Consider the following 3,217-nt stretch of genomic DNA (forward strand, 5'->3'; position numbering starts at 1 on the left):
AGGAAGATCGCCAGGGCGATGGCCAGTGCGCCGGCGATCAGCACGTCGCGCAGCAGGGCCGCGGCGGCGGCCTCGGCCCGGTCACCAGCGGCGCCCGTGACCTTCGCCTGGTAATCCACCTGCTCCTGGATCTCCTTCTGGTAGGCCAGCTGGACCGGGCGCAACTGCTCCACCAGCAGCTTCAATGCCTCGTCCTTCTGGTCCTTGGCGATCAGGCCCAGGTACTGGTCCCCCAGCCGTAGGAACTCTGCGCGCTGCTGCTGCATGCGCGCCAGGCTCTCCTTGCCCTTTTCGGACTGGATCAGCGCGGTGAGCGTTTCCAGCTGCTTGGCGATCGTCGAGCGTGCCGTGCCGATCTGGTCGCGCGACGATTTGACGATGGCCTCCGAGGAGAAGATCGCCAGGTTGCGGAACTGGATCGCCTGCAAATTCACCCCGTCGGCCAGCGCGCCCATGGCCCTGGTAATGGGGATGCGCGTGGTAACGATGTCATTGAGCGCCGCGCGCTGGCTGGCAGAGCGTGCCAGCGCCACCCCTCCCAGGGCGATCAGCAGCAGCACCATGGCGGCAAAGGCCACCACCAGCCGTGTGGAAATATTCAAGCGATTCATCCGGTCCCTCGTTGGTTGGTTTTTGGGTGTTTTTCACGTTATCCGCGTGTTGCGTTCGTGACCAGTCCTAATTCGCCACTGCTGAGCAGCGCCTCGATGTCCATCAGGATCAGCATGCGCTCGCCCACGCTGGCAATGCCGGCGACAAAGGCCGGGTCGAGGTGGCCCTGGGGCTCGAACTGCGGCACGGACTTGATGAGCTCCGGGGTCAGGGTGACCACATCGGCCACGGCATCCACCACGGCGCCGACCAGCAAGGCCCCCATGTCCAGGATGATGACCACCGTGAAGTCGGTATAGCTCGCCTCGGGGGATTGGAGCTTCACGCGCAGGTCCAGGATCGGCACGATGCGCCCGCGCAGGTCGATCACCCCCTTGATGAAGTCCGGCGCATGGGCCAGGCGGGTGGGCTGCTCGTAGGAGCGGATTTCCTGCACGCGCAGGATGTCGATGCCGTACTCCTCCGCCCCCAGGCAAAAGCTCAGGTACTCCCCTGCGCGGCCGGCAGGCTGGGCAGTGCGGGAAGGGGTTTCGGGAGAGGCTGCAGCAAAGGCTTGGGTCATGGGAGGGGAGATTCGGGAGTGGAAGGCATGCGCTACCGGGCCGGGCCAGGAGGCCGCGGGCACTCCCAAAAGCATAGCAGTGAAAAGTTACATTTCAGAACAAAATCTGGCCGATCCCGGCCATCCGATGCCACCTGGGACGCCACCGTGCCTCCAGGTTGCAAAGGGACGGGGCCTGCCTAATTGGAGAGGTGCCTCCACTGCCGGCGCGGGTTCCGGTGCTAAAAAATGTTACCGTTACCCAGCTTGTCGAATGGCGGATTGCTGGACCGCTGGCGCCCTGGCCGCCACTCCTGACACCGCCGGGCAGTAGCTTTGAGCCCCCTGGAATGACCTGATGACGCTGTTCACCAAAAAAGAGACCCACCCCCACCCCATGCCTGCCCCCGGCCTGTCTTTGCTGGCGCTGGAGTTGCGCGCGCCCTGGGAATTCGGTGCCGTGCTGCCCGCCTGGCCCGTGCTGCAGCGTGCACCCCAGGGTGACGGGCACACCGTCATCGTGTTTCCGGGGCTATCGGCCGGCGACGCCACCACGGCGCCGTTGCGCCGCTACCTGGAGTCACGCAGCTACGACGCCCAGGGCTGGGGCCAGGGCCTGAACCTGGGCCCACGCGAAGGTGTGCTGGACCATGCCAAGCAGCAGTTGCAGCAGGCCGCACAGCGCAGCGGCGGCAAGGTGAGCCTGGTGGGCTGGAGCCTGGGCGGCATCTATGCCCGCGAACTGGCCAAGGAGCTGCCCGACCTGGTGCGCTGCGTGGTGACGCTGGGCACGCCCTTTGCCGGCCCGCACACCTCCACCAATGCCTGGCGCATCTACCAGTTCGCCAGTGGCCGCAGCATCGAGCGCGAAGTGGCCAGCTACAACCTGCCCGAGGCGCCCCCGGTGCCCACCTCCAGCATCTACTCGCGCAGCGATGGCGTGGTGGCCTGGCGCGGCAGCCTGCAGGCGCCGGCAGCGCACAACCCGCACACCGAGAACATCGAGGTGGTGGCCAGCCACTTCGGCATTGGCCTGAACCCGAGCGCCTGGTGGGTGGTGGCCGACCGGCTGGCCCAACCCTCCGGGCCGAAGGCCGAGTGGCAGGCCTTCAAGCGCCCCACGCTGCCGGGGCTGCAACTGGTGTTCCCCAACCCCCACCGGCCTGGATAAGTCCAGGGCAGAGACAGCAGCCATGAAAAAACCCGCCTTGGCGGGTTTTTTCATGGCGGAACCTGACCCTGCCTCAGCGGTTGAGGTCCTCGCGCCCGGTTTCCCCGGTGCGGACGACTTCGTGCTCCGCCGGTCCGGGAATGGTGCTGCTGGGTTCGTCCGGTCGGGTGACCGCGCCGGCGGCTGCACCACCAAGGGCACCGGCCACCACGCCCAGCGTGCCCCCGACGACCACGCCCACGGGCCCGCCCACAGCTGCCCCGACGGCAGCTCCGGTCGCGGCGCCGGCCACGACCCCGCCGCCCACGAGGGCCGACTGGGATTCACGCTCTTTCTCGGCATCCGACAAAGGCAGCTGTGCTGCAGGATCGGGATCCTGCGAGGGAATGCCGTGGCCGGGGCGCGCCTGCTGGGCGAGGTCCTGGTCCAGGGCGGCGGCTTTGGTGGCGGGGGTCATGGGCTTCTCCGGGGAAGTGAAGGGATCGGCCAGCGATGCCCAGGGGCAAGGCCAGCCATTCCTCCGTTGTAAGCCCCGTGCCTTGCAGATGGCGCCGTCTGTCAGGCCGCGGCGCTGTCAGACAAGGCGCTTGACCCCCATCAAGCAAGCGTCAGAAGCTCTCCCACTCGTCATCCCCCCCGCCGGCCGCCTTGGCCGGGGCCTTGGGTGCCGCGGCCGCGGGGCTGGGAGCAGGCGCCTTGGGCGCAGCCAGCCGGCTGGCCACCGGGGCCTTGCCCACCGGCGCCTTCACGGGCGTGCGCGCCGCCATGGCCACCGGCTTGCGCGCCGCTGGGGCTGGTGTAGATGCCGGTGCCCGATAGTTGCCATCGTTGGCCAGGCGGAACACCGCCACCGCGTTGACCAGCTCGCCCGCCTGGCTGTTCAGGCTGCTCGC

At 68.0% G+C, this 3,217-nt stretch carries 4 protein-coding genes and 1 pseudogene; 1 reads left to right on the forward strand and 4 read right to left on the reverse strand.

The window, feature by feature from the left end:
* Together AC07PF_RS33045 and AC07PF_RS33050 are read right to left on the reverse strand one after the other, a co-directional pair.
* Nucleotides 1–611: MCP four helix bundle domain-containing protein (locus AC07PF_RS33045; protein WP_494614744.1), on the reverse strand; the 611-nt coding region annotated here is incomplete at its 3' end.
* A gap of 38 nt (nucleotides 612–649) precedes the next feature.
* A complete protein-coding gene (locus AC07PF_RS33050; RefSeq protein WP_494614745.1) occupies nucleotides 650–1,174 on the reverse strand; it encodes a chemotaxis protein CheW in 525 nt (174 codons plus the stop codon).
* 337 nt (nucleotides 1,175–1,511) lie between these two features.
* Here AC07PF_RS33050 and AC07PF_RS33055 point away from each other — a divergent pair, with 337 nt between their 5' ends.
* The gene (locus AC07PF_RS33055; RefSeq protein ID WP_494606064.1) at nucleotides 1,512–2,324 is read left to right on the forward strand and encodes an alpha/beta fold hydrolase; all 813 of its coding nucleotides are present in this window, start codon (nucleotides 1,512–1,514) and stop codon (nucleotides 2,322–2,324) included.
* 73 nt (nucleotides 2,325–2,397) lie between these two features.
* Here AC07PF_RS33055 and AC07PF_RS33060 read toward each other — a convergent pair whose 3' ends face one another.
* Entirely contained in the window at nucleotides 2,398–2,781 is a 384-nt protein-coding gene (locus AC07PF_RS33060; protein ID WP_494614746.1) for a bacteriocin, read from the reverse strand.
* A 151-nt stretch (nucleotides 2,782–2,932) separates the two neighbouring features.
* Nucleotides 2,933–3,217 (reverse strand): annotated as a pseudogene (locus AC07PF_RS33065) (methyl-accepting chemotaxis protein); the annotation flags it as partial.

This window comes from Acidovorax sp. GW821-FHT10A04 (assembly GCF_059415825.1).

What these genes read in the sequence shown, in the direction of transcription:
- AC07PF_RS33050 (WP_494614745.1), bottom strand. Translation starts at nt 1,174, where the DNA reads ATGACCCAAGCCTTTGCTGCAGCCTCTCCCGAAACCCCTTCCCGCACT.
- AC07PF_RS33055 (WP_494606064.1), top strand. Translation starts at nt 1,512, where the DNA reads ATGACGCTGTTCACCAAAAAAGAGACCCACCCCCACCCCATGCCTGCC.
- AC07PF_RS33060 (WP_494614746.1), bottom strand. Translation starts at nt 2,781, where the DNA reads ATGACCCCCGCCACCAAAGCCGCCGCCCTGGACCAGGACCTCGCCCAG.